The following is a 26,108-nucleotide window of genomic DNA, read 5'->3' as shown; positions in this document are numbered from 1 at the left end:
GGCAATCCCTATTGCAGGACGAAGTTAGTAAACAAAACCTGCTCGACCGTAGGTTGACCCACCTGCTTCTGAGCAAGCTCCTGAATCTTGGAAGTTGCCTGTTGACGCAGCAATTCCTTGCCGACCGGCGTCAATAAGGCGTCATAACTCTGGGCAGAAAGCAACATGACCAGTTGATTGCGTACCTGGGGCAAATGAGCCTTGAGTTCATCCATCTTTGCCTGATCGCGTCCCATCAGCGCCACACCCACCTGCATATAACGCTGCCTGCCGTTCACATTGAAGTTGACCACAAAAGACGGCGTTAATTTTTCGTAGATGGCAGGCAGCCGGACAGGAGTGGTGGGCTCCGCCTTTGCGGCCTCGGCATCATGAACCTTCTTGTTCATGATGAACCATGTTGCACCTACCGAAGCCCCTATCGTCAACAACAATGCGACCACGATAATGATGATGAGCTTGAGCTTGCCTTTGCCAGCGGGTTTGGCCGCGTCATCAGCCGCTTGTTCTTTCTTGGCCATGCTTACATCCGTAATTGAGTGAACCGCCTACAACCCTAAAACGCAGAGGGAATAACAGCAGTCTTGTTGATACATTCATCTTTAGCCAATCGCTTGAGGCGTGGCCATTAGATTCGCCCTTGGTAAGACGGACCTCGTCACGTGCGGGAAGCGTCCCGGTCAGGCGTAAAAGTCCACTACTCCGTCGTTTCTCTTTATCGTCTGCGCGACCGTCTCACTTGAGACACCCGCTACTTCATCAATCGCACGGTCTTCGCTACCTAAGCCAGTATTCGAAGACCGTCGTCCTCCAGTTCCTGTGTCCTGCTGCGCGGCCTGCCAGTTACGATGCGCTGACTGATCCGAGACGTTTACATCAAGCGTCATCCCCTGCTGCACGAACATGTCTCGCAAGCGATGAGACTGGCTGTCTAGCGCATCACGAACGTCCGCATGCGGACTGGCAAAGGTGACCTGAGCCTGGTCGTTAGTCATATCGATACGAACCTCAAGACGCCCTAGCCCCGCTGGTTCGAGACGAATGTCAGCACTTTTGAGGTTCTGACTCGACATCCACATGACTCGATCAATCACACCTTCATGCCAGTCGGACTGATTCATTGCCAGCGGCTGACCCGGCACCGTAGGAGCAACGGGACGAGCTGTCTGTACAGGCGTTCCCATTGTCTGGGACAAGCTATTCAGCTTGTCTGCAAAGGTCTCGTTTCGATCCTCAGGCAAGGTCTTGTCATCGATATCCTTCAACCCCTGTAATACCTCAAGGGAAGCTTCACCCTCGGCAGGCTGGCTTTCAGCTGTCGCCGCCAGGATAGTACTCATGACCTCGGCCTGCTTGGGAGCACCCTGACCTGTGGTTGTATTGGTCTGAACAGTATTGGCAGCCGTATCGGTAGTCTGAAGCAGCTTACTGCCGGCCTGGGCCAGTAGCTGGCCAGCAGTCTCATCAGAAGAAGCTGCCTGACCATTCAAAGGATCGGTCTCGGAAGCCAGCTGCCCCACCCCCTGTGGAAACGCTGACTCCATGCCCGATGTCAATGTATCGTCCGTCAGGGACGTCAAAGAGCCGACAGCGTTTGGAACTGGCAAAGGCGCTACTTCCGCAGGCAGGGTTCCGGTCATGCCAAGCAGTAACAACGGGTCCAGCTGCGCCTCAGGAACGGAGGCATGCTCATCGGCCACCGGCAAGGTCTTGCCGCTATCGGCAGTCCCAGCAACCTCTTTCTGCTTTACGCCTGAAGAAACAGACTCGTCAGTCTTGCTGTCGCTAGCCTTGCTATCGTGACGCGATGCAGAAGCCTCGCGCTTCACGGACTTTGCATCCGCATCGCGAGTACGCACCTCATTACGAGCAGGTTGCTGCTCTTTGGCGTAAACATCCGAAAAACGTGGGGTATCGCTGCGAGTTGAATCAGCAGGCTTGGACGGCGCTTTGAGCGCGGTCTTGGCCGAGCTGATGTCAGGCGTCGACGACAAGATGAAGTCAGAGGCGACAGCCATAAAATTGCTCCAGTTAAGGTATCTGGAGCTAGAGAAGCAAACGCTGGGCCAGCTTTAAGAAAAACGGTTGAAAATCACGCGTGCCGTTGCCGTTCCGACTTGAACAGAATGCGCACAATGGCAAACTCGCGCTGAACGCTTTCGATCTTTTCATTTATAACGGACAAGGGAGCGTTTCGACGGGCAGCTTCCTCCAAGTCCCGGCAAAGATTTGTCAGAACGACGGCGCCCATGTTACTGGAACTTCCCTTGAAGCTGTGAGCCACATGCCGAAGCTGTACCAGCTCCTGTTCGGCATAGGCCTCCTTGAGCGCACGGATACGCTCTTCCGAGTCGGAAATATAGGTGTCGAGCAGATTACCGTACTCGTCCTCCATAATTTCCTGCAGGGCAAGCAGAGTATCGGTATCTAAGTGTGGCAATGACATGGTAGGACTCACTCATCAGGCCAAAGATGCCAGACGAAATGGCAAAGTAACATGAGGATGAAACGTAAGAGCTCTACTACACAACGCTGACATATCAAGCCCTCCGTTAGGAGTTAGGTTAAACAAACCTTCTGTCAGTGCGATTTTGGCAAAGCTGGCACTTTAATGGCACCCCTGGAACATAATAATTTGTTCTAAAGCGCTCATTACTACCGTTTATATCAGTGGACTTACGCTGGAAGGCGCTCTGGTAATTGCTCTTTTACCAGACTTTGGAAGGTAAACATAAGCCTGACGTCAAAATTCCAGCGAATGAGCAACAGAGGATCTATGTTGCTGGAAAATTGGCTGCCAATCGTCAGGACCTCTTTTAGAAGGTTTGGCAGGAAATAAAGAGGGCCAGCAAAACGGCTGGACCTTTTTCCTTACATCCGAACCCGTTGCAAAAGCCGTTGGGAAAACTCATCCATCTGCTTCTGCTCTCGCTTGTCCTCAACCAGCCGCTGTTCCTGGCGATATTTCTCTACCAGTTTTTTCAAACCTTCCAAGCGTGCGTAGCGTTGCTGCCAGGATTGACGTGCCTTTTCGACAACATCGCGGTGCCAGTTAGTGCTCCGCTCCTGTTGCGCAATAGCATCCTCCAACTGACTGAGGAAACGCTGATAACCGATCATCCACTGGCCTGACACACCCTGACTTCCCGCATTCAGCCATTGTTTGTGGTAATCGTCCCGGTAGCGCTGCAGGTCAGCAAGTTTTTGCTCTGCCTGCATCAATTGTGTCTGACACTTACCTAATTGCCGAGCAGCGTCCCGCTCCTCCTGCTCACTCATATCTATCACTGGGGTCAACCGCTCAGCACGACCTTTCATGATTCATCAGCTCTCCAGCAATACGCCTAGATTTTGCCCGCTCTGCTCGAGCGACTCGCTTTCATTCAGTCCTTGGCGCAAGTACTGCTGCATCGCAGGGTAGCGCTTGATTGCCTGGTCAGTTTCAGGATCGCCGCCTGGTACATAGGCGCCTACACTGATCAAATCGCGGCTTTGCTGGAAGCGAGACCACAACTGTTTCATACGCTGGGCATTACGCAAATGCTCAGGACTTACGACCTGCGGCATCACTCGGCTGATCGACGCTTCAATGTCAATGGCAGGGTAATGGCCTTCTTCCGCCAGACGGCGGGACAAAACAAAGTGACCATCCAGCACTCCTCGCGCCGCATCAGCGATCGGGTCCTGCTGATCATCACCCTCTGACAGTACAGTGTAGAACGCCGTGATAGAACCACCGCCCTTTTCAGCATTACCCGCGCGCTCCACCAAGCTGGGCAGCTTGGCAAACACGGATGGCGGATAACCCTTTGTCGCTGGCGGCTCACCAATAGCCAGTGCGATTTCACGCTGAGCCTGCGCGTACCGGGTCAGAGAGTCCATCAGCAACAGAACGTTTTTACCCTTGTCACGAAAATACTCTGCAATACGTGTGCAATACATGGCTGCACGCAGACGCAGCAGAGGCGCATCATCCGCTGGCGAGGCAACAACGACGGAACGCTTGATGCCCTCCTCGCCCAGGATGTGCTCGATAAATTCCTTAACCTCACGACCCCGCTCACCGATCAGCCCGACAACGATGATGTCCGCCTTGGTAAAGCGGGTCATCATGCCGAGCAGCACGCTCTTACCAACACCAGTACCGGCAAACAGTCCAAGGCGCTGACCGCGTCCTACCGTCAACAAACCATTGATACTGCGTACACCAACATCAAGCGGCTCATGAATAGGCTCGCGCTTGAGCGGGTTGATGGTCGGACCGTCGATCGGCACCCAATCCTCGGCGCGCATCCGCCCTTTGCCATCGAGGGCATTACCCAACCCATCGAGCACACGCCCTAACATCGACATTCCCATAGGCAGGCGTCCGGTATCAGGCAGAGGCACGACACGCGCCCCAGGAGCAATACCTGCCAGACTGCCAATCGGCATCAAAAAGGTTCTATCACCTGAAAACCCCATGACCTCGGCTTCTACCTGAGCATGTTGGTAGGTACCGCCATTGATGACCCGGCAGCGACTTCCGACTGCAGCACGCAAGCCTTCTGCCTCAAGCGTCAAACCCACCATGCGCAGCAGACGCCCTTCGATTACGGGCTCACCCGGGAGGCTTACCGCGTCAATATAACCACCCAGTCGACGTTGGAAACTCAGGCGATCAAGATGCATTAGCAGCATCCTCCAAAGGAATATGCAGGTCAGGGTCGGCAGGCTGTGTAGCCTGATGGCGTTGCTGTTCCATAATCTGCGTCAGTGCCTGAGCCAGTCGCGTTTCGATACTTGCATCGATTACGCTGTTCTCGCTTTCGATACGGCAACCACCCGGCAGCAGATTTTCATCTTCCAGCAACTTCCAACGCTCATCGTGCCGATCACGCAGGGCCTTCACCAAATCGAAGTCCTGCGGGTTGAGATGAATGCGGATATTCTCAGCCCCCATGGGCAGAAGCTTCAGCGCCTCACGCAGGATACGTTGCAGCTGCGTAGAATCGTCTTTTAACTCACGCTGGATCACTTGTTTGGTGACATGCTCAACCAGACGAACCAACGCCTGCTCCAGCTCGCGATCTTGCTGAGCGATTGGCTCGAGTAGCTGCTCCATAACGATTTCCAGACTTCGCAGCTTGGCTGTCAATGCTACTTCAGCCTCTTGCCGAGCTCTTACCTGCCCGGAGTGAAAACCATCGCGCTCACCGGCGGTGAAGCCTTCGTTATAAGCCTCTTGCCGAATAGCCTCCAGCTCTTCCAGCGTCAACGGCTTGACTTCCTCTACCGGAACGTCTTCAACGGTGACGGTTTCCTCTTCCGCTACTTCCGGCTCTGGATCAGGCTCAACGGCCACGTCTTCAACATGGTTGCTATCCAGATCAGGCAAAAGCCATCGCTCGAAGATACTGACTTCCTTCGCGCGAATCAGATCGCTAGCGCCCTCTTTGTTCATGACTCACCTGACAGAAAAGCTACGGTATACCAGGTAGGTAGCAAAGCTTGGGCCAACTCAGAATAAAAAAAGCCCGACCACTGCAAATATACAGTGACCGGGCTCGAAACCCACTTGGTGATTTACACCATTTCTTCTCCGCCCTTGGCACCCAGGACGATCTCGCCAGCCTCAGCCATACGGCGGGCCACTGCGATAACCTCTTTCTGCGCCCCCTCTACCTCGGAGATACGAACCGGGCCGCGGGACTCCAAATCATCACGCAGCAACTCGCCTGCACGCTTGGACATGTTACGGAAGAACTTGTCCTTGATCCCGTCATCTGCGCCCTTGAGCGCCAGGACCAAGATATCGGACGAGACTTCACGCAGCAGCGCCTGAATACCACGATCATCCACATCGACCAGGTTGCCGAAGACAAACATAAGGTCTTCGATCTGAGCAGACAGCGCATCGTCCACTTCGCGGATAGCGTCCATGAGCGGAGCCTCAACCGCGCTATCCAGGTAGTTCATGATGTCGGCTGCACGCTTCACGCCACCCAGCGTCGTACGGGCGGAGCTTGCACTACCCGAGAACTGCTTCTCCAGAATCATATTCAATTCTTTCAGTGCTGCTGGCTGGACCGTATTCAGCGAAGACACCCGCAGGATAATGTCCAATCGAATCTTCTGATCAAAATGCGCCAGAACTTCGGCAGCCTGATCCGCATCCAGGTAAGCCACTACAATCGCCTGGATTTGTGGGTGCTCGTAACGGATGACATCCGCGACCGCACGAGGCTCCATCCACTTGAGGCTATCCAGGCCACTCGTATTACCACCCAGCAGGATCCGGTCGATCAGACCGTTAGCCTTGTCTTCGCCCAGGGCCTGGGTCAGCATCTTGCGGATATAACCGTCAGTGCCTACACCCAGGCTGGTCTGCTCACCTACCACTTCGATAAAGTTGCCCAGTACATGCTCGGCCTGGTCACGACTGATGTTACGCACTTGAGCCATCGCAGTACCGACGCGCTGTACTTCTTTCGGGCCCAGGTGACGCAGGATCTGGGCAGCGTCTGCCTCACCCAGGGAGAGCAGCAGAACAGCGGCTTTATCGACATTGCTCATGCTGTTGAATTCACTCGTCGGCATTGATCCAGTCCCTCACAACTTGGGCAACTAGGCCCGGGTCTTCAGTCACCAATTGCTTGATGGCATTGAGTTGTACTTCGTAGTTTTCGCTAGGTCCAGGCAACATCAGCGCTGCAGGACTTGCCAGACTTACCTTGTCATCGGCCAGATCACCACCACTCAGGCCGCCCGCTCCACTACCCGCCAGATCTCCAGCACCACCCATACCATCAGCCAGTGCCAAGTCCTTACTCTTGTTGGTGCCTGCCAGGTTGTTCAGAACAGGGCGCAGGACACCAAACACCAGGACCAGGATAAACAGCACACCCAGACCTTGCTTAACGACATCCCAGAACCAGGGCTGCGAGTAGAAGGGGATACTTTCCACATCATCAGCAGCGATCGGAGCAAAGGGAGCGTTGATCACGCTAACACTATCACCACGACTTGCATCGAAACCTACCGCGTCTTGCACCAGGCGAGTAAAGCGAGCCAGGTCATCCGCACTCCAGGGCGTATGACTTACCTGCCCTGTCGCTGCATCCAATTTCACTTGATCATCCAACACTACCGCTACAGAGAGACGACGTACTCGACCTTGCTGCTGGCGGGTGTAGCTGATACTGCGATCCAACTCATAATTACGTGTGCTTTGGTCACGCTTGTCTGTCGGATAAGGCACTGTCGCCGGCAGACCTGTCTTCGGATCAGTAATGAACTGATCATTAGGGTCACGAATCAGCTGACCCGGCGCCGTGAAGTTGGCACCCGCTGCCGCTGTTGCGTTCTCAGGTGCAGTGGCTGGTCCAGGCGGCTGGTTCGACAAGGCTCCCGGCACACCCTGCGGCCCACCGCCGGCAGTTTGACGCTGTTCGGTATTGATCTGCTCGCTGCGCAGCGCAGGCTGATCAGGGTTAAACTGCTCGGACGTTGACTCAACCGCATTGAAATCTACATCTGCCGATACTTCTGCCTTGAAGCGACCGTTTCCTACGATTGGCTGCATCATGTTTTGCACACGTTGAGTCAATGTGCTTTCGATGCGGTTCGTATAATCTAGCTGCTTACCTGCAACACTGAACTCAGACTGGTTCAGCTGATCCGACAGGAGCTGTCCCTTCTGATCGACTACCGTTACCTGAGACTTCGTCAACTCTGGAACACTGGTAGCAACCAGATTAACGATCGCCATTACTTGCCCAGTTTCCAAGGTACGGCCTGGATACAACTCGACCAGAACCGAAGCCGTCGGCTTACGCTCATCCCGTACGAATACAGAACTCTTCGGAATCGCCAAATGAACACGTGCACTTTTAATGCCATTTAGACTGGCAATCGTACGAGACAGTTCACCCTCAAGGCCGCGACGGTAATTTGCCGCTTCCATGAATTGGCTGGTTCCCAGAGGCTGCTCCTTGTCCAACAGCTCGAAACCAACGATACCGTCAGTAGGCGCTACGCCAGCGCTGGCCATTTTCAAGCGAGCACGGCCCAGATCGTCCGCCTTTACCAACAAGGCACCGGTATTAGGATCAACCTTGTAGTTGATATCGGCTGAAGTCAGCGCTTCAACTACCTGATTGGCATCCAGGCCTGACATACTGCCATACAAGGGGCGGTAATCAGGCTGCTGTGACCACAGCACTACTGCAAACCCTAAGGCAACGCTGGCAGCCAAGCCAACCATAAGGCCTACTTGACGCAAGATCGGCATTTCAGAAAGGTTGTCTAGAAAGCCCAGGCCCGGAAAAGGCTTCTTGGATGCGCCAGAGGCGTCTACCTTAGCGGGAACCTGATTATTGAGGGCGGTGTCGGCCATTCAATCTATCCTCAGATAGGCATCTGCATAATGTCTTGGTAGGCCTGGACCATCTTGTTACGGACTTGGGTCATGGCCTGGAAGGAAACGCTAGCTTTCTGCGAGGCAATCATGACTTCCGTCAGATCAACGCCGCCTTGACCAAGCTCGAACGCTGTGGCCATCTCATTGGAAACCTTTTGCGTCTCGTTGACTTTACGGACAGCCTGTCCAAGTAAATCCGGAAAGCTGGGAACATTTGCAGCACCCTCAACACCGACAGGGCTCGCAACGGGCTTTCGCGCCATTGCCTCTGTCTGCATGGAGCGCATCTCCAGCATTAAACGATTGAACTCAACACCTTGAACCATTTCACCCTCCAACCAGCGCGGATTTTTGACGCCGCGCTTTTAGCTATACCTTGATGTAGCAATGGCGATGCCAAGTTTTGTCTGTCAGCTGAAATTGGCTAACTGAACCGGCTTGGCGCCAGGTTTCAATCACTATCAAGGTCAGAGCAATTAACAGGCCAGAAAGGGGTTTGGGCGAAAGCAGCCTAGCGTTGAACTAAGTAAGGCTAGGCGCTTAAGCGAAGAAAATGGTTTAGATACCTTGGGGAAACGCAATCAGTAAAATTTGGCTCAATAACTACCGTGTGCCAAAAGAATAACTCTGGCTAGTTGGCTACCAGCACCGCTTTTGTCAATTGATTGTCAGGACGTCAGAATTCTTTTCCAGGATTGCAGGGCCGATGCCATTAACTTCTATCAACTCGTCAATCGCCTGAAACGGGCCATGCGCATTCCGATAATCAACAATCGCTTTTGCTTTGGCAGCTCCAACACCTTTAAGTCTTTTGTCCAGCGTAGCGGCATCTGCCGTGTTGATATTGACCTTACTGGAAGAAACAGGTCCAGAGGATCTGGACACCTCTGTAGGGGTCCGCGCGATAGGTACAGGTTTGGGTAACTGATAATGCAGCGGATCACCGTACGTCTCAGCATAGGCAACAGAAGTGAGCGTAAAATGAGTAAAACAGACGGCAATACGAAATAATAGAAGTGCGCGCATAAATAGACATCCTTTTCCAAGCGCATAATTGACGTTCAACTACAGGAGAGTTTGAGCCTGTATCCTTGGCCTCACTCGAAATTAAATGCATATGCTACCAACCACTCACGCCTTATCAGAAAGGCCAACTACTGGCAGCATCACATTATTAACGTTACGCACTTACCTGATTGGGTGCATTCTTTGCGTGAGCAGCGGTTGCAGCTATTAATGCATCAAGGGAGTCATTAACCCCTGTCTTCCAATCGCTCGGGTCAACACCAAACCGTTTCTTGAGTAGCGTGCTGTCCAGTACCGAATAGGAGGGACGACGCGCTGGTGTAGGAAAGTCAGCAGTCGTAATCCCGTTTACCTTGGGAAGCTTATTGATAATTCCCTTCTCAAGCGCAACATCAAGAATATACCGCGCGAACCCACACCAGGTAACAGCATCGCTGCCCCCATAGTGATAGAGACCAAATAACTGGGAGTCATCAATAGTAGCGATACGATGAGCCACCAACAGTAAAGCATCGGCAATATGCCCTGCGTAAGTGGGCGTCCCTTGCTGGTCGTCCACCACCTGTAGCTTGTCTCGCTCCGAGGCCAGGCGGAGCATGGTTTTCATGAAGTTATTTCCATGCTCGCTAAACACCCAAGCCGTTCTCATGATGACATGATTCGGGCAGGCATCCTGAATACGGTACTCACCTTCCAACTTGGTCGCCCCGTATACACCTGACGGCCCCACGGGGTCATCAGGTGTATGTGGAACAGAAGCATCACCCGAAAATACATAGTCGGTAGAAATATGTAATATTGAACAGCCGTGCTCATGGCAAAGCTTGGCTAACGTAGCAGGACCCTTGATATTAGCGCGTGCCGCTACATCAGGCTCCATTTCCGCCTTGTCCACTGAGGTATAAGCTGCAGCGTTTATCAGCACAGATGGCTTGAAACGCTGCAGGTGCTCGGCCACAGAGCGCTCATCTGCAATGTCCAACGTGGCACGACCATGCGCTTCCCACGCCAAGTCACTGCGCTTCAAGCGATCAATCAGGCATTGTCCTACCTGACCATTTCCCCCTGCGACCATGACTCTCATTTATAAAGCTCCACCAAGCGTAGGCCTTGAGCATCCTTGGCTGACAACTGAGGATCAGAGATCTTCCAGTCAATACCCAGATCAGGATCATTCCAGATCAAGCATCCCTCGGCGGAAGGATCATAATAGTCAGTACATTTGTATTCAAAATCCGCTGTCTCAGAAAGTACAACGAAACCATGAGCAAGCCCTGGCGGGATCCAAAGCTGCCGCTTGTTGTCCTCAGAAAGGATTTCCGCAACCCAGCGACCAAACGTAGGCGAGTCTTGACGGATATCAACAGCCACATCCAACACTTCGCCCTTTACGCAACGAACGAGCTTGCCTTGCGGACGGCTGCGCTGAAAATGCAGGCCACGTAATACACCTCTCGTTGAGCGTGAATGATTGTCCTGCACAAAAGGCAGTGTTATACCTGCCAGCTCTGCATAGCGATCGGCTTGAAACGTTTCTAGAAAGAATCCCCGCGAGTCGCCAAAGACTCGCGGTTGAATGATCTTTACGTCTGCAATGATCGTATCGATCACTTCCATCATCGATCTCCTGCAATCAAGCGGGCCAGATATTGACCATAGCCTGTCTTGCTCAAGGCCTCGGCCTGCAGTGCTACCTGCTCGCGAGTAACCCACCCCTTCTGAAAGGCAATCTCCTCAAGGCAGGCAACCTTGAGACCCTGACGCTTTTCAATGGTCTGGACAAAATGCCCAGCCTCTAGCAACGCATCATGAGTCCCGGTATCAAGCCAAGCGAAGCCGCGGCCAAGAACGGAAACATTCAGATCGCCGCGACGCAAATACTCATTATTGACATCGGTAATTTCAAGCTCACCGCGCGGTGACGGCTTGATATTGGCTGCAATCTCAAGTACGTCGTTATCGTAGAAGTAAAGACCAGTCACTGCATAGTTGGACTTAGGCTTTTTAGGCTTCTCTTCGATGCTGATGGCTTTGCCATTTTCATCGAATTCAACGACACCGAAACGCTCTGGATCAGCAGTGTAATAACCAAATACCGTTGCGCCCTGTTCACGTGTCGAGGCACTTACCAATGTCTGAGTAAAGCTTTGACCATAGAAGATGTTATCGCCGAGGACCAAACAAACATTATCGTCACCCACAAAATCAGCACCGATAATGAACGCCTGAGCCAATCCATCAGGGCTTGGCTGCTCGGCGTAACTCAGCTTGATGCCAAACTGGCTGCCATCGCCAAGCATACGCTGAAAACCTGGCAAGTCCGTTGGTGTGGAAATAATTAGTATTTCCTGAATACCTGCCAGCATCAGTACAGACAATGGGTAGTAAATCATCGGCTTGTCATAAACAGGCAGAGACTGCTTAGAAACACCTAGTGTGATGGGATGCAAACGGGTACCCGAACCGCCCGCCAATAATATCCCTTTATACTTTTTCATTACGCGTCCCTCTCAATCGATAGGCTTAAGGATCTAAATACAAATTAACCCTGGCTGAAAATTAAACAGCTTCACCCAATCGCTCGAGACGGTAAGCACCAGAAAGAACGCGCTGCCACCAGGAACGGTTGTTGAGGTACCACTGGACTGTCTTGCGAAGCCCTGTTTCAAAGCTTTCCTGCGGAACCCAACCAAGCTCCGACTCAATCTTGCTGGCATCAATTGCATAGCGCAGGTCATGGCCTGGGCGATCTTTCACGAAGGTAATCAAGTCGCGGTAGGCTGTGATACCAGCTGGCTTCTCAGGCGCCAACTCTTCGAGCAAATCACAAATAGCTTCTACCACTTCCAGGTTACGCTTTTCGTTATGTCCGCCAATATTATAGGTCTCACCTACAACACCTTTGGTTACAACGGTGTAGAGCGCACGGGCATGGTCTTCAACGAATAGCCAATCGCGGATCTGCGAGCCGTCACCATATACGGGTAACTGCTTGCCATGCATGGCGTTCAGAATAACGTGGGGAATCAACTTCTCCGGGAAGTGGAACGGTCCATAGTTATTCGAGCAATTAGTGATCAGCACCGGCAATCCATAGGTGCGTCCCCATGCGCGTACCAGATGATCACTGCCCGCCTTGCTGGCTGAATAGGGAGAGCTTGGCGCATAAGGTGTCGTTTCGGTAAACAAGTCATCCGTACCGTGCAGGTCACCAAATACCTCATCGGTAGAGATATGATGGAAACGGAATGCTTGCTTGGCTCCGCCCTCAAGACCAGACCAATAGGCACGAGCTACCTCAAGCAATGTGCCCGTACCAAGTACATTGGTACGAATGAACTCAGCTGGCCCCTCAATGGAGCGATCAACGTGAGATTCAGCAGCCAAATGCATTACTGCATCTGGTTTAAAAGAGGTAAATACTTTTTCTAGAGCAGTCTTATCGCAGATGTCGACCTGATGAAATTCGTACCGATCGGACGTTGAGACTTCGCTCAAAGACTCCACATTGCCTGCATAAGTCAGCTTATCAATGTTAGCAACGTGACAATCGGTTTCATTGATTAGAAAGCGGACCACTGCAGACCCAATGAATCCCGCACCACCTGTTACCAGAACTTTCATCCTGAACCTGCCTGATAGTTAAACTTCCCGCACGATAGATCCCATAGAGAACTAGCTGCAGAAAAACACATGGAAAACTTACCGACCCGAGCTTTTCGCAGCCTGCAAGCGGCATCATTACACAGCAACAACGTACTGCATGACTCGTCACTGCTTTGTGTTGCGACGAAGACTCGAGTTAAACAGCTTTCCCTTTGAAAAGTTCAACCGTACACAGGGCCGTCGAGATTTTGTGTGGAGAAGATCAAATTACAGCGATCAAGATCTCTTGGGGCAATTTTATGAAAAGCTTTCAGCGTCTCTGGATCAGGCATCACGACGACGCTGCAGGTGAAGCCAATCGACAATTTCCCCTTCTGGAGCGTAACCATCCACCGTCTCCCGTAGAAGCTGTCGCAGCCGGGAATAGTCTTCGCTATGAATGCAGGCCATCAATTCCATAAGCACTTTGCTGTAACGATCCCACGGCAGATATTTTTCATTGGCACGCATAATCATGGCATGCTCGGTTGGGCTTACGTTATCGCCGATCAAAAGCTCCTCATAGAGTTTTTCACCAGGCCTTAAACCAGTAAAAATGATCTCTATATCACCATAGGGATTGCTTTCCGAACGTACTGTCATTCCAGAGAGGTTGATCATTTTTTCTGCCAGTTCAACAATTTTGACCGGCTCCCCCATATCCAGAACGAATACATCGCCTCCTTCCCCCATTGAGCCGGCCTGTATAACAAGCTGTGCCGCCTCAGGTATCGTCATGAAGAAACGAGTTATGTTGGGATGAGTCACCGTAACAGGACCGCCCTGTTTGATCTGACTTCTAAACAGCGGAATGACCGAGCCAGAGGATCCCAGTACGTTTCCAAACCTCACCATTGTAAAGCGAGTTTTGTTAACATGATGAACTGCGTTTTTATCACCGATAAAGACAGGCGCCTGCTCACGACTCAATGCTTGCAAGATCATTTCCGATAGACGTTTCGTGCTACCCATAATATTAGTAGGACGAACGGCCTTGTCAGTAGAAATGAGGACAAAGTTCTGCACCCCTGCCTGAATACTGGCCTGCGCGGCATACAAGGTACCGATGACATTATTAAGGAAGCCCTCGGCAATATTATGCTCCACCATAGGCACATGCTTATAGGCTGCAGCATGATAGATTGTATTGACATCCCACGTACGTAACACATGCAGCATATGCTCGGCATTACGCACTGTCCCCAATATAGGGATTAAAACAATCGGCAATGATTCTCGCTGTATACGCTGCTCCAACTCGGAATGAATCGTATAAAGGTTGAACTCTGACTGCTCAAACAGAAGAAGTGTTTGCGGTAATGTTTTAATAATTTGTCGGCAAAGTTCGGAGCCGATCGACCCGCCTGCACCTGTTACCAGAACAACTTGCCCTCTAATGCATCGATCGAATAATTCTTGTCTGGGCGCTACGGAATCACGTCCGAGTAGATCAGCAATATCTACTTCCTGAATATCCTCGACCTTTACCCTTCCATTAGCTAGATCAGCAACACTGGGTACGCTACGAACATGTAATGGAAAAGCTTTTAATAACTCCAAAATCTCTTTCCGTCGCCCTCGGCTAGCGGATGGGATAGCCAGTAGGATTTCCTCGGCACCAGTATCATCGATCATTTGTTGAATATGTTTAGGCGAGTAAACCTGGATACCTGCAATAACCCGATTGGCAATCGTTTTATCGTCGTCAACAAAGGCCACCGGGCGCATCACGCGCCCCATACGCAGCGCAGCTACTAATTGATTTCCAGCAGAACCTGCGCCATAGATGGCTACGCGAACGAGGCTGTCCTGCTGTTTAATAAACGGCACGGCAGCATACCAATCTCCCAAGAAGTACTGACGGAGAGCTAGGCGTAGTCCGCCCACGAATAAAAGACTCAATATCCAATAGTTGAAGATCATGGAACGCGGCACTATCTCGGGAAGATCGCGATACCAATAAATCACCAGTGAAAGAATCAAGACTGAAAGCGTAACAGCCTTGGTAATCGCTAATAGTGCGTCATTACCCAAATACCGCATGACCGCTCGGTACATACCAAAGCGAATAAATAAAGGAATAGAGATAATAGGCGTCACAACAAAGAGCCAAGCGTGCCCGCCAAAAGGCTCTATCATTCCGGCCGACCCAAGCCGAATATAAAAAGCTAACCAAAGCGCAAGCCAGATAAGCAGCAGATCTACGCTGACCTGTATCAGACGCTTCGTACGGCGATTCAGCTTAACCAGTCGCTCACGCATGCCTACCTCTATCTTAACTACAATCGCAAACGATCAGCTACGACCGCGCTTCTTTTTCGCCGGCTCTAAAGCGTATAGCCAAAACCAGCAAGGGGACGTAAGCAATAACAAGCCCCCAAAAACCTGTTATGTATTCAAAGGTTACCAATAGCGCACATGGTAATAACCATAAGACGTTGATGATTATGACACTCAACGTTACCACTTTATGACTGGCAAAGTGACGTGAAGCCCATTGATAAGCATGACTTCTATGAGCTTCATAGACCTTATCTCCCCGAAACAGACGTCGAAGCAAGGTCCAAGTAGCATCAACGATAAAGACACCAAGCAAAATCAACCAAGCCCATAGCAGCTCGGACTTAAACCATCCAGCTTGAATTGACATCAGTCCAAGTGTGATGCCTAGGAACCCGCTGCCTGCATCCCCCATAAATATACGAGCAGGAGGCATATTCCAGAATAAGAACCCTAGCACCGCACAACAAAGCAATCCGGGTAACCAGGCTGCATCCATGTGGCCTGTCAAGATATATAAAAGCACACCACCCAAGGTGACACATATCGCCTCAGCACCAGCAATGCCATCAATACCGTCCATAAAGTTGTACAAGTTAAGCAACCAGACTAGGTAAAACACTGCAATAGCTTGAGTCATGATACCCGCTGCTAAATACAGTGATCCCAGCTCCAGGGGAGACAGACCGTTAAGCCAGAAAGCACCCCAGCATCCAGCAGCAAAATGTCCTAAAAGCCTCCATCGAGCAGGAATGTGCCTGTGGTCATCAATAAAACCAAGTAACGCAACCAGAAAGCCACTACCCAAAAAACCAATAAGTTCATCGGTAGAAATTAGACCTTGCTTTGCAAGTAAGGGGAGCGCGAACAGAAATATCAGAACGATAGCGACCCCTCCCCCACGTGGAGTAGGCGTAGTATGAGAACTTCGTGCATTGGGTATATCTATTACTTGACGAGCTAATGCATAGCGGCGCAATGCGGCCGTTCCCAACAAGGCAACTATGATAGCAGCCGGAAAAATCCACAAAACCATCTTAGCTCTTTGATTCCAGATAAGCTTTTGCAACTTTAATTAAAGCATCACGGGTCCTATATCGTGGCACCCAGTTTAATATTTCAGACGTTTTAGAAATATCAACCTGCAACGAACCACATAACCGGACAACCAGATCCCTACGACCAATACAGCGCGCAACGCCACTTAACCAACTTGAAGGAATAGGAATGAGCCTTGGAGAGCGAGACATGCCCTGAGCCAAAATACGAAGCAGTTCCGCTGTAGAGATATCCTCGCCATCGCTAACAAGGAAAACCTTACCCGCTGCGGCAGGATGCTTTATACACAGAAAAATCAGGTCAGTTAAATTATCGAGCGATACAAGGCTGCGCTGATTGTGTATAGCACCAAGAGGTAAAGGCACCCCAGAGGCGGTCCACTTCAGCATGCTTCTGAAATTTGCCTTGACACCAGGCCCATAAATCAATGGAGGACGAATGATGACAACTTCCAGACCGGTACGCCCCCCTAATTGCAGGAGCCCTTTCTCCGCCTGTAGTTTAGTACGCGCATAAGCATCAGAAGGACTGGGAATATCGTTCGCCTTGAATGGCACTCCTGGATGCGTAAAGTCGCCGTTTACCTTGATACTACTTAAGAAAATGAAGCGCCTGACACCGGCACTATGTGCTTGTCGAGCCAAATTTAGCGTACCTGCCACATTGATACGATAAAACTCATCATCAGACTTACCTGCTGACTCTCGCATAATATGGACACGTGCGGCAGCATGAATAACAGTATCGATTCCTTCGAAGGCATCAGCCCAACAGGTATCGCCATCAATGACGCGGACTAGCTCATTCGGATATGAATCCCTTCGAGATTGGCGTACAACAGTGCGAACGAAAACACCTTGCTCCCTTAGCCGTTGGGCAATTGCACGCCCAACAAATCCATTCGCCCCTGTAACGAGTACCCCAGAACGCTCTATTATCGTCGCACTATCTTGCACTGCCCGCTTCTCTTGACTGTTTTCCCCTACAGTCATCTTACACGAGTCACAAAAATATCAGTCAGTATGTTTACCAGCGCTCATGGCCTACCACCTACAATACTTGTATAACAGGCACAAAAAAGCCCAACCTTAGGCTGGGCTTTTTTAGAGTACGTATTTAGGCGCTTTTAATGTTGGATGTAATGGATGATTCAACTTTAATCAAGGCATCACTCATATACATAGATGAAAACGTATCACGCTGAACAGAAGGTTTAACAAACAGCGCCACCACCCAGCTAGCCATAAGACTCAATACGGCAAGCATCGCGTGGTCAATTTGTATAAAGGCAAAACAGGCAGCGATACCGAACCAAATAAACAGGTAATGACGCATGATGACATCCTCACTAGCGTGGACTTCGAGGCCATGAGCGACCAGATGTGAGGATTCTTGCTTAAAGCGAGAGATATGTCCAATAAAAAAATAAAAAAAGACTTGATTTTTTTAAAAGTGTCAATTTTATGCTTCAGCACAAGCAAAAGTCAAAATACAGGCAGACATCTTTTCCAAACAAACTCTGACATTGCTGTATCAATTACGAGTTTTTCAAAAACGAGCATAAAAGCCGCTCGCTAATACATCAGCAATAAACCATGCCTTAAACCTAGAAACCGAATAATGCCAAGCTTTACCTAAAGCTCATTAACCCTGTCTCTAAGCTCTTTACCCGGCTTAAAATGCGGAACGTATTTTCCATCCAACGTTACAGATTCCCCTGTTTTAGGGTTTCGCCCTGTACGAGGTGAACGATAATGCAAAGAGAAGCTGCCGAAGCCTCGTATTTCAATACGATCTCCGGTTGAGAGCGCTTGGGCCATTTGCTCAAGCATTGTCTTGATAGCCAGCTCAACATCGCGAGCTGACAGCTGCCCTTGCTCCGAAACGATACGTTCGATCAACTCCGACTTGGTCATGGAATTTTCCTTCTTTTTCAAGCGGCTAGATCATTTTTTAACTCTTTTAGCATGACCGCTTGGCTTTGAAAAGCATATACCCAGCAAAAGGCTGTAAATTTATTTGACGCTAAACATATAACCCCTTAGATCTGAGAAGCTTTTTTTAGGCAATAAAAAAGGGTGGCCTAAGCCACCCCTTTCTTAGAAAACCTAAGGTGATTAACCCTGGTTTTCCATCTGCGCCTTGATCAGGTCACCGATAGTAGTCGGGCCTGCGCTCGGCTCCTGCTTGTTACGCAGGGACGTCATCGCTTCCTTCTCATCGTCAACATCCTTAGACTTGACGGAAAGGCTGATCACGCGGCTCTTACGATCGATGCTGATGATCTTGGCTTCAACTTCGTCGCCTTCCTTCAGAACGTTACGCGCATCTTCAACGCGATCACGGCTGATTTCAGAAGCCTTCAGAACGCCTTCGATCTCATGGCCTAGAGTGATGATGGCGCCCTTGGCGTCAACTTCCTTCACAGTACCACGAACGATGGTGCCCTTCTCGTTCAAAGCAGCGTAGCTGGAGAACGGATCGTCTTCCAACTGCTTGATGCCCAGAGAAATGCGCTCACGCTCAGGATCAACGGACAGGATAACGGTATCCAGCTCATCACCCTTCTTGAAGCGGCGTACGGCTTCTTCGCCCGGCTCGTTCCAAGAAATATCGGACAGGTGAACCAGACCGTCTATGCCACCATCCAGACCAATGAAGATACCGAAGTCAGTGATGGACTTGATAGTACCGGAGATACGATCGCCCTTGTTGAACTGACCGGAGAACTCTTCCCATGGGTTCGGACGGCACTGCTTGATACCCAAAGAGATACGACGACGTTCTTCGTCGATATCCAGAACCATAACTTCCACTTCGTCGCCAACCTGTACGACTTTGGACGGGTGGATGTTTTTGTTGGTCCAATCCATTTCGGATACGTGTACCAGACCTTCAACGCCTTCTTCCAGCTCAGCGAAGCAGCCGTAATCAGTCAGGTTAGTAACACGAGCCTGAACACGTGTACCTTCTGGGTAACGCGCCTTGATAGCAACCCATGGGTCTTCGCCCAGCTGCTTCAGGCCCAGGGATACGCGGTTACGCTCGCGATCAAACTTCAGAACCTTAACGTCGATCTCGTCACCAACATTAACGATTTCGGAAGGATGCTTGATACGCTTCCATGCCATGTCAGTGATGTGGAGCAGGCCATCTACGCCGCCCAGATCAACGAACGCACCGTAGTCGGTGAGGTTCTTGACGATACCGCGAACCTGCTGACCTTCCTGCAAGGACTCCAACAGCGCTTCACGCTCGGCACTGTTCTCAGCCTCAAGAACGCTACGGCGAGAAACAACAACGTTGTTGCGCTTCTGGTCAAGCTTGATGACCTTGAACTCTAGCTCTTTGCCTTCCAGGTGGGCAGTGTCACGCACAGGACGGACATCAACCAGGGAGCCTGGTAGGAAAGCACGGATGCCGCTAACGTCAACAGTGAAACCACCTTTGACCTTACCGTTGATAACACCCTTGACCACTTCGTCAGCGTTGAACGCAGCTTCCAGGACCAGCCAGGACTCAGCGCGCTTGGCTTTCTCGCGAGACACTTTGGTTTCGCCGAAACCGTCTTCCACGGCATCGAGAGCCACATGGACTTCATCGCCCACGTTGATGGTCAGCTCGCCTTGTTCGTTGTAGAACTGCTCGAGCGGAACAAGACCCTCAGATTTCAGGCCAGTGTCGACAACTACCCAGTCACCATCGATGGAAACCACAGTACCTGTGATGATGGCACCCGGTTGCATGTCGAGGGATTTCAGACTTTCTTCAAAGAGTTCTGCGAAGCTTTCGCTCATGTTTATACCTGTAATGTTGGGTACACGATGCACCCGATCTACCGCATCACCAGCCAATGCGGGGTTCGTTATCAATATCCAGCAGACAGGTTGAGACTGGTTCCTGCCTGCCTTCACCAAATATCCCAGGATAGGATAATCTGGCTGTCATCCTGCCAGGTCACGCTCGGCGGCCAATGCAAGGATGTGGTCGAGCACTTGTTCAATCGAGAGATTCGTCGAATCCAGGACAATGGCATCATCTGCCGGCTTGAGTGGAGCGACGGTGCGCTGAGTATCACGCTCGTCGCGCTCACGAATCTCTTCGAGGAGACCCGGCAAAGTAACACTTTCGCCCTTTTTCTTCAACTGAAGATAGCGCCGTCTGGCGCGTTCTTCGGCGCTAGCGGTCAGAAATATCTTTAATTCCGCATCTGGGAAAACCACGGTTCCCATATCCCGACCATCCGCAACAAGGCCAGGCGCCTCGCGAAAGGCTTTCTGTCGCTGCAACAACGCTTCACGTACAGCCGGCAGGATCGCCACCTGTGAAGCGCCTGCCCCAATATCTTCGGTTCGAATGAAGTCGGTAACATCCTCCCCCTCTAAGACAATGCGCTGACCATGCTCATGCCCAGCCTGGAATTGCACGTCCAGATACGCTGCCAACGCCTTGAGTGACTCCTCATTCGTCAGATCAACGCCATGGTTGCGCGCTGCGAAGGCCAGCAGGCGATAAAGCGCTCCGGAGTCCAGTAGATTCCAGCCCAGACGGCGGGAAAGAAGTGCCGCGATAGTGCCCTTCCCAGAGCCTCCAGGCCCATCGACTGTAATAACCGGAGCGGTACTCATCATACGGAAGCCTCTTCTTTCACACGAATCCCAGCTTTAGCTGCCAGTTCAAGAAAGCCGGGAAAGGAAGTTGCAACATTTGCACAATCACGGATTCGTATCGGTGCGCTCGCTCGCAGCGAGGCCACACTAAACGCCATTGCGATGCGATGATCACCATGACTTTCCACTTCTCCGCCACCCATGGAGCCGCCCTCGATCACGATTCCATCAGGCGTAGGAGTAGCACTTACACCCAGTACTTTCAAACCATCGGCCATGACCTGAATACGGTCAGACTCCTTGACACGCAACTCTTCCGCACCTCGCAGAACGGTACGCCCCTGAGCACAACTGGCGGCAACAAACAGAACCGGGAACTCATCAATTGCCAGCGGCACCAACGCTTCCGGTATTTCGATTCCCTTCAACGTAGCTGAACGGACGCGCAGATCAGCTACAGGTTCTCCCCCTACCTCACGCTGATTCTCAAGCGTAATATCGCCACCCATCAGGCGCAGGATATCGATGACCCCGGTACGAGTAGGATTGATACCCACGTGTTCAAGAACCAACTCGGAGTTTTCCGCAATGCTTCCGGCCACCAGGAAAAAAGCTGCCGAGGAAATATCTGCAGGTACTTCGATACGATTGGCAGTGAGCGTGGAGCCCGAGCGCACTCTTGCCACATTACCTTCTACCGTCACCGGATAACCAAACCCCTGCAACATTCGCTCGGTGTGATCACGCGTCGGAGCAGGCTCAGTAACCGATGTCTCCCCTTCGGCATACAGGCCTGCCAGCAATAGGCAGGACTTAACCTGGGCGCTGGCCATGGGCATGTCGTAATGGATACCTTTGAGCTTCTGTCCGCCGCGAATGGTCATCGGTGGCCGTCCCTGCTCTGCTGTTTCGATAACAGCCCCCATCTCCCGCAACGGATCGGCAACCCGGTTCATGGGTCGCTTGGAGAGCGAGGCATCACCGGTCAGGGTGGTATCAAATGCCTGAGCGGAAAGGATCCCGGACAACAGTCGCATTGAGGTGCCTGAATTTCCTAGGTATAGCGGACCTGCAGGCGCCTTGAGGCCATGCAATCCCACACCATGAATAGTTACACGACCATTGGTGGGCCCCTCGATGACGACCCCCATATCACGGAACGCCTGCAGCGTAGCGAGGGCATCCTCACCCTCAAGGAACCCTTCCACCTCTGTCGTTCCATCCGCCAGGGAGCCCAGCATGATTGATCGATGCGAAATGGACTTATCTCCGGGCACTCGAACGCGTCCGGACAACGAGCCGCCAGGATTGGCGATATAGGTAAGATCTTTAGTTTGCATAGCGTCCACATAGGCCCGGCGGGCCAGTATTTTGCCGAAATGCTCGCGGGCAACCCGGGCGCGGGTAAAGACACCCAGCAGCTGATGCCCATCCTGTGTAATGACAGCCTGACGCAATGCATCCAGGTCGTCACGAAATGTATCCAGTGTCCGCAGTACGGCTTCCCGGTTGGCTAGAAAAATATCGTGCCACATGACCGGATCACTGCCAGCGATACGGGTGAAGTCTCGAAAGCCACCAGCGGCATAACGAAATATCTCAAGGTTCTCACTACGCTGGGCGAGCGAATCAACCAGGGTAAAAGCCAGCAGATGCGGCAAGTGACTGGTTGCAGCCAACACCTCATCATGGTGGTCAACCGTCATGTATTCAACGTCAGCACCCAGTGCCCGCCAAAGTAGATCAATATTTGCAAGCGCCTCAGCATCCGCCTCATCAAGGGGTGTAAGAATGACTTTGTGCCGCTTGAATAGCTGACCATTAGCCGCCGTAACACCACTCTTTTCAGAACCAGCGATTGGATGCCCTGGGACGAAGCGGAACGCTTTGCCGGCAAAGGCCTTTCTGGCTGCCCGGGCAACGCTGCCTTTTGCACTCCCAACATCGGTCAGCACAGCCTGGCCGATGTCGAGAGCCGCAAGCTCTGCAAGGACTCGTTCCATGGCAAGAATGGGAACCGCCAACTGGATAACGTCTGCATTCTGACAAGCAACGGCCAGCTCTGCCTCAGCGCTATCAACAACCTCTAACTCAACCGCTAGACGCCGTGTTTCTCTATCCCGATCTACGCCGACCACTTCATGAAACAGGCCGCTCTCCTTCATGCCCTTGGCAAACGAGCCGCCAATCAGTCCAAGTCCTACTACGACGAGACGACCAAACATGGGGACCTTTTGCGATTCAACCACGAGCCAGCACCTTGGCAAGCGCCTCAAGGAAACGACTGTTTTCCTCTTTCGTACCAATAGAAACACGAAGGAATGTTGGCATGCCGTATCCAGCGACCGGACGGACAATCACACCCTCTTGCAGCAATGCCTGATAAACAGGCGCGGCCGGCTGCCCGAGATCAACGGCGATAAAGTTTCCCTTAGAAGGAATCCAGGAAAGTCCCAACTGCTGAAAACTCTGCTCAAACTGAGCCATTCCCTCGTCATTGACCTGACGACTTTTGGCCAAGTAATCAGCGTCATCCATAGCCGCGCATGCTGCAACCAAGGCAAGGCTGTTGACATTGAAAGGCTGTCGTACGCGATTTAGTACATCCGCAATCTCCGCTGAGGAAATGGCATACCCCACCCGTAACGAGGCCAAGCCATAAGCCTTGGAGAATGTACGTGAAACCAGGAGATTGGAGTGGCCCGCCAGATAGCTCAAACCATCCGGCAACTCGTCTCCCTCGGCATACTCAATATAGGCTTCATCAAGCACCACCAACACATTCTCGGGTACCGCCTTCAGAAAGGCCGCCAAAGCGCGTGGACCAAACCAGGTACCTGTTGGGTTATTGGGATTAGCCAAAAAGACGATTCGCGTATGCTCGTCGATAGCCTTGAGCATCGCATCCAGATCATGCCCCCAATTCACGGCGGGAACTGCACGACCTTCGGCACCAATTGCCTGCGTCACCAGGGGATATACGGCAAATGCATGCTCGCTAAATACTGCATTAAGACCAGGAGCCAGGTAAGCGCGTGCAACCAGCTCGAGAATATCGTTAGAACCGTTGCCCAAGGTTATCTGATCGATATTGACGCCGCATCGACTGGCAATTTTCTGCTTGAGCTCAAACCCATTGCCATCCGGGTAACGTGTCAGCTCAGCCAGCTCGGCTCTTATCGCCTCAGTTGCCTTGGGACTCGGGCCTAATGGATTTTCATTGCTCGCCAACTTGACGATACGCTGAGGATCCAGTCCCAATTCGCGCGCCAACTCATCGACTGGCTTGCCTGGAACATAAGGTGAAAGTTTCTGCACGCCTGGCAGGGCTTGCGCTAGAAAATCGCAGCTCATTGTAACCTCATAATGGCCGGACTCCCGGCACCCATTAAACGAATGGGCGCCATGGTAGACCATGCAGCCGCGGGAACCCAGCCCAAGGCGCTGGATTACTCAACAACAACCGATCTACATGAGTAATGCTCATCACCTTGATGCAAGGTAATCAGCCACTTCAAAAGGCCAGAAAAAAGGGCGCCGTAATTGCTCACGTCGCCCTTTTCAATTACCCCAAGGTAGCCAGGAGCTTTTCCCACTCCTTGTTTTCTTTCTTGGATACCCCCCCGAGCAGCTCTATGGCCTGACGCAAGCGGAAGCGTGTGAGGTCGGGACCAAGAATTTCCATAGCATCAAGGACCGAGACGGAGCTGGCCTGTCCAGTGATAGCTGCAAACATCAATGGCATCACGTCTCGCAGTTTGAGCTCAAGTCCCTCGGCTACACCTTGAATACATGCCGTAATATTATCCTTGGTCCACTGCCGTAGCGATTCCAACTTCCAGAGAGTCAGCTGCATTACCTGGCGCACCTGATCTGGAGAAAGCTTCTTGTGAGCAAACAACCCCGCATCCAGCGGCAAAGCGCCGGCAAAAAAGAAACTGGCCAGCGGTGCAATCTGACTGAAGGTTTCAACACGCCCCTGTACGTGAGGCGCGATCTTCATCAGGTAGTCAGGGTTGAGCGCCCATTTCTGAACCTCGGCAGCAAATGCCTCCACGCTCAGCTCACGGATCCACTGTCCGTTTAACCAAGACAGTTTTTCAATGTCGAAAATGGGGCCGCCAAGCGAGATACGATTGATATCGAAGTGCTCGATCATCTCAGCCAACGTGAACTTTTCACGCTCGTCCGGCATTGACCAACCCATCCGGCCCAAGTAGTTCAGCATGGCCTGGGGCAAATATCCCATACGCTCATAGAACGTTACGGACGTCGGGTTCTTGCGCTTGGAAAGCTTGCTCTTGTCTGGATTACGCAGCAGCGGCATATAGCACAGTGCGGGTTGCTCCCAGCCAAAGTATTCGTACAGCTTGATGAGCTTGGGTGCGGAAGGCAGCCACTCTTCGCCACGCAAAACGTGAGTAATGCCCATCAGGTGGTCATCGACCACGTTAGCCAGGAAGTATGTCGGCAAGCCGTCTGCCTTCATTAGAACCTGCATGTCCATGCGGTCCCACGGAATTTCGACATTGCCGCGCAGCATATCCGGCACGACGCAGATGCCTTCTGTTGGTACCTTCATTCGTATGACATGGGATTCACCCTCAGCAATACGACGCTGCGCCTCGGCAGGATCGATATGCATGCAGCGTCCGTCATAACGGGGCGTTTCCTTGCGGGCCGTCTGCTCGGCACGCACCTGATCCAGACGCTCGGCCGAGCAGAAGCATGGGAACGCATGTCCCTTGGAGACAAGCTCGTCGGAGTACTTCTTATAAATCTCACCCCGCTCACTCTGGCGATAAGGCCCATGTGGACCTCCTACGTCAGGACCCTCGTCCCATTCGATACCCAGCCAACGTAGCGCATCATAGATCTGCTGTTCAGACTCACGCGTAGAGCGAAGCTGATCGGTATCCTCGATACGCAGGATGAACTGACCGCCATGCTGACGAGCAAAGCAGAGATTGAACAAGGCGATGTAAGCGGTACCGACATGGGGATCGCCAGTAGGCGACGGTGCGATACGCGTGCGAACAGTGGTCATGGGAGGTCTCGACACAGAACAATACAAAAGGAGATGGTAG

At 51.8% G+C, this 26,108-nt stretch carries 24 protein-coding genes; all 24 read right to left on the bottom strand.

The window, feature by feature from the left end:
- Positions 1–8: 8 nt before the first annotated feature.
- The 24 genes from fliL to gltX all read right to left on the bottom strand — a co-directional run bounded on the left by fliL (position 9) and on the right by gltX (position 26,068).
- Positions 9–521: a flagellar basal body-associated protein FliL gene (gene fliL, locus GM154_RS08630; protein ID WP_010797926.1), complete on the bottom strand. Its 513-nt coding sequence runs from the start codon at positions 519–521 to the stop codon at positions 9–11.
- Between the two features lie 159 nt (positions 522–680).
- Positions 681–2,018 carry a flagellar hook-length control protein FliK gene (locus GM154_RS08625; RefSeq protein WP_219651902.1) on the bottom strand — a complete coding sequence of 446 codons (1,338 nt, stop codon included), beginning with the start codon at positions 2,016–2,018 and terminating at the stop codon, positions 681–683.
- Positions 2,019–2,092: 74 nt separating this feature from the next.
- On the bottom strand, positions 2,093–2,446 hold the full coding sequence (locus tag GM154_RS08620; RefSeq protein ID WP_181123580.1) for an Hpt domain-containing protein: 354 nt from the start codon (positions 2,444–2,446) through the stop codon (positions 2,093–2,095).
- Positions 2,447–2,871: 425 nt separating this feature from the next.
- Positions 2,872–3,318, bottom strand: a complete 447-nt coding sequence (gene fliJ / locus GM154_RS08615; protein WP_010797923.1) for a flagellar export protein FliJ — start codon at positions 3,316–3,318, stop codon at positions 2,872–2,874.
- Between the two features lie 6 nt (positions 3,319–3,324).
- Positions 3,325–4,671 carry a flagellar protein export ATPase FliI gene (gene fliI, locus GM154_RS08610; RefSeq protein ID WP_010797922.1) on the bottom strand — a complete coding sequence of 449 codons (1,347 nt, stop codon included), beginning with the start codon at positions 4,669–4,671 and terminating at the stop codon, positions 3,325–3,327.
- A complete protein-coding gene (fliH, locus tag GM154_RS08605) occupies positions 4,661–5,443 on the bottom strand; it encodes a flagellar assembly protein FliH (protein ID WP_074825241.1) in 783 nt (260 codons plus the stop codon). Before fliH ends, fliI begins: the two co-directional genes overlap by 11 nt.
- 122 nt (positions 5,444–5,565) lie before the next feature.
- The gene (gene fliG, locus GM154_RS08600) at positions 5,566–6,579 is read right to left on the bottom strand and encodes a flagellar motor switch protein FliG (RefSeq protein ID WP_010797920.1); all 1,014 of its coding nucleotides are present in this window, start codon (positions 6,577–6,579) and stop codon (positions 5,566–5,568) included.
- Entirely contained in the window at positions 6,566–8,377 is a 1,812-nt protein-coding gene (gene fliF / locus GM154_RS08595) for a flagellar basal-body MS-ring/collar protein FliF (protein WP_219651900.1), read from the bottom strand. Before fliF ends, fliG begins: the two co-directional genes overlap by 14 nt.
- An 11-nt stretch (positions 8,378–8,388) precedes the next feature.
- Complete coding sequence (gene fliE, locus GM154_RS08590) at positions 8,389–8,727, bottom strand: flagellar hook-basal body complex protein FliE (protein ID WP_010797918.1); 339 nt, start codon at positions 8,725–8,727, stop codon at positions 8,389–8,391.
- Between the two features lie 331 nt (positions 8,728–9,058).
- Positions 9,059–9,427, bottom strand: coding sequence for a ComEA family DNA-binding protein (locus GM154_RS08585; RefSeq protein ID WP_219651898.1), 369 nt, complete (start codon positions 9,425–9,427; stop codon positions 9,059–9,061).
- Positions 9,428–9,581: 154 nt separating this feature from the next.
- Positions 9,582–10,511 (bottom strand): dTDP-4-dehydrorhamnose reductase, encoded by a 930-nt coding sequence (gene rfbD, locus GM154_RS08580; RefSeq protein ID WP_219651896.1) that lies wholly within the window; start codon positions 10,509–10,511, stop codon positions 9,582–9,584.
- Complete coding sequence (gene rfbC, locus GM154_RS08575) at positions 10,508–11,044, bottom strand: dTDP-4-dehydrorhamnose 3,5-epimerase (RefSeq protein ID WP_010797915.1); 537 nt, start codon at positions 11,042–11,044, stop codon at positions 10,508–10,510. The genes rfbD and rfbC overlap by 4 nt, the downstream gene beginning before the upstream one ends.
- Positions 11,044–11,925 carry a glucose-1-phosphate thymidylyltransferase RfbA gene (gene rfbA / locus GM154_RS08570; RefSeq protein WP_019365157.1) on the bottom strand — a complete coding sequence of 294 codons (882 nt, stop codon included), beginning with the start codon at positions 11,923–11,925 and terminating at the stop codon, positions 11,044–11,046. Before rfbA ends, rfbC begins: the two co-directional genes overlap by 1 nt.
- A gap of 61 nt (positions 11,926–11,986) precedes the next feature.
- Positions 11,987–13,051 (bottom strand): dTDP-glucose 4,6-dehydratase, encoded by a 1,065-nt coding sequence (rfbB, locus tag GM154_RS08565; RefSeq protein ID WP_219651894.1) that lies wholly within the window; start codon positions 13,049–13,051, stop codon positions 11,987–11,989.
- A gap of 306 nt (positions 13,052–13,357) precedes the next feature.
- Positions 13,358–15,334 carry a nucleoside-diphosphate sugar epimerase/dehydratase gene (locus tag GM154_RS08560; RefSeq protein ID WP_019365159.1) on the bottom strand — a complete coding sequence of 659 codons (1,977 nt, stop codon included), beginning with the start codon at positions 15,332–15,334 and terminating at the stop codon, positions 13,358–13,360.
- A gap of 37 nt (positions 15,335–15,371) precedes the next feature.
- On the bottom strand, positions 15,372–16,388 hold the full coding sequence (locus GM154_RS08555) for a glycosyltransferase family 4 protein (RefSeq protein WP_219651892.1): 1,017 nt from the start codon (positions 16,386–16,388) through the stop codon (positions 15,372–15,374).
- 1 nt (position 16,389) lies between these two features.
- Positions 16,390–17,403 carry an SDR family oxidoreductase gene (locus tag GM154_RS08550; protein WP_258019777.1) on the bottom strand — a complete coding sequence of 338 codons (1,014 nt, stop codon included), beginning with the start codon at positions 17,401–17,403 and terminating at the stop codon, positions 16,390–16,392.
- A 124-nt stretch (positions 17,404–17,527) separates the two neighbouring features.
- Positions 17,528–17,746 carry a hypothetical protein gene (locus tag GM154_RS08545; protein WP_219651890.1) on the bottom strand — a complete coding sequence of 73 codons (219 nt, stop codon included), beginning with the start codon at positions 17,744–17,746 and terminating at the stop codon, positions 17,528–17,530.
- A gap of 299 nt (positions 17,747–18,045) precedes the next feature.
- Positions 18,046–18,327 (bottom strand): integration host factor subunit beta, encoded by a 282-nt coding sequence (gene ihfB, locus GM154_RS08540; RefSeq protein WP_219652114.1) that lies wholly within the window; start codon positions 18,325–18,327, stop codon positions 18,046–18,048.
- A gap of 201 nt (positions 18,328–18,528) precedes the next feature.
- A complete protein-coding gene (gene rpsA / locus GM154_RS08535) occupies positions 18,529–20,208 on the bottom strand; it encodes a 30S ribosomal protein S1 (RefSeq protein ID WP_010797902.1) in 1,680 nt (559 codons plus the stop codon).
- A gap of 147 nt (positions 20,209–20,355) precedes the next feature.
- Entirely contained in the window at positions 20,356–21,042 is a 687-nt protein-coding gene (gene cmk, locus GM154_RS08530) for a (d)CMP kinase (protein WP_219651888.1), read from the bottom strand.
- Positions 21,039–23,246 carry a bifunctional prephenate dehydrogenase/3-phosphoshikimate 1-carboxyvinyltransferase gene (locus GM154_RS08525; protein WP_239380992.1) on the bottom strand — a complete coding sequence of 736 codons (2,208 nt, stop codon included), beginning with the start codon at positions 23,244–23,246 and terminating at the stop codon, positions 21,039–21,041. The genes cmk and GM154_RS08525 overlap by 4 nt, the downstream gene beginning before the upstream one ends.
- A gap of 16 nt (positions 23,247–23,262) precedes the next feature.
- Positions 23,263–24,375 carry a histidinol-phosphate transaminase gene (gene hisC, locus GM154_RS08520; protein ID WP_219651885.1) on the bottom strand — a complete coding sequence of 371 codons (1,113 nt, stop codon included), beginning with the start codon at positions 24,373–24,375 and terminating at the stop codon, positions 23,263–23,265.
- 211 nt (positions 24,376–24,586) lie between these two features.
- Positions 24,587–26,068 carry a glutamate--tRNA ligase gene (gene gltX, locus GM154_RS08515; RefSeq protein WP_219651884.1) on the bottom strand — a complete coding sequence of 494 codons (1,482 nt, stop codon included), beginning with the start codon at positions 26,066–26,068 and terminating at the stop codon, positions 24,587–24,589.
- Positions 26,069–26,108 lie beyond the last annotated feature (40 nt).

Source organism: Pseudomonas sp. MAG002Y, assembly GCF_019400845.1.
GTDB classification, from domain to species: Bacteria; Pseudomonadota; Gammaproteobacteria; order Pseudomonadales; family Pseudomonadaceae; genus Chryseomonas; species Chryseomonas luteola.
The sequence above is the reverse complement of the archived record's forward strand: the minus strand, read 5'-3'. Positions and strand labels throughout refer to the sequence as shown.